The following is a 731-nucleotide window of genomic DNA, read 5'->3' as shown; positions in this document are numbered from 1 at the left end:
GTCGCTACAAAGCCGCTTGCAAACGCATCATCCGTGAGCGCTACACAACGCTTTACAAAAACATGGGTGTAGAAATCGAAGAGAACAAAGACCGTGTGGATTACTACACACTCCTAGAGCTAGACACGCTAGGTGGCAAACTTTACGGTCAAGAGTTTGTCGACTGGTTCAAAGCTAACGAGAAAGGTAAAGACTTCCTATTCCGTCTTGCTCACGAAACCGGCGTAATCTTACTACCTGGTAAAGGTTTCGACACAGTACACGCATCAGTACGTGTATCACTAGCGAACCTTACTCACCACGAGTACGAGCTAATCGGCCGTGCAACACGCACTGTATTGGATGAGTACTTCGCTGAGTTTCAAGACGCATAAGTTCAAGTCTGGCTTAGAATCAAATACATGATTTAAAGCCGATGACGTCCAACTCATTAAGAATAAGCCTCGGCGATGTCGAGGCTATTCCGACCAAATAAGCACAGTGGTTAGATCGATAAAACTTCCTATCTTGATGTTCCGTTGTGTTTATTTAGTCGTCTTATCCAAGTATTCAAATCCATTTCAAACTGAAAGAGCGACGCATGAAAAGCATTATTTCTATTCAATCTCACGTGGTTTACGGGCATGCAGGAAACAGTTCTGCGGTTTTTCCAATCCAAAGAATGGGACTCGATGTGTGGCCAATCCACACTGTTCAGTTCTCTAATCACACTCAATATCAACAAGGTTGGA

2 pseudogenes are annotated in these 731 nt (G+C 43.9%); both read left to right on the top strand.

The features are described 5' to 3' along the window. A pseudogene (locus tag AB4507_RS22940) lies at nucleotides 1-374 on the top strand (bifunctional aspartate transaminase/aspartate 4-decarboxylase); the annotation flags it as partial. A gap of 206 nt (nucleotides 375-580) precedes the next feature. Continuing rightward, nucleotides 581-731: pseudogene (locus tag AB4507_RS22935) on the top strand (pyridoxal kinase); the annotation flags it as partial.

The sequence above is a fragment of the Vibrio sp. 10N.222.54.A3 genome (assembly GCF_041474095.1).
Lineage (GTDB): Bacteria > Pseudomonadota > Gammaproteobacteria > Enterobacterales > Vibrionaceae > Vibrio > Vibrio crassostreae_C.
This window is presented reverse-complemented; position numbering and strand designations above follow the sequence as displayed.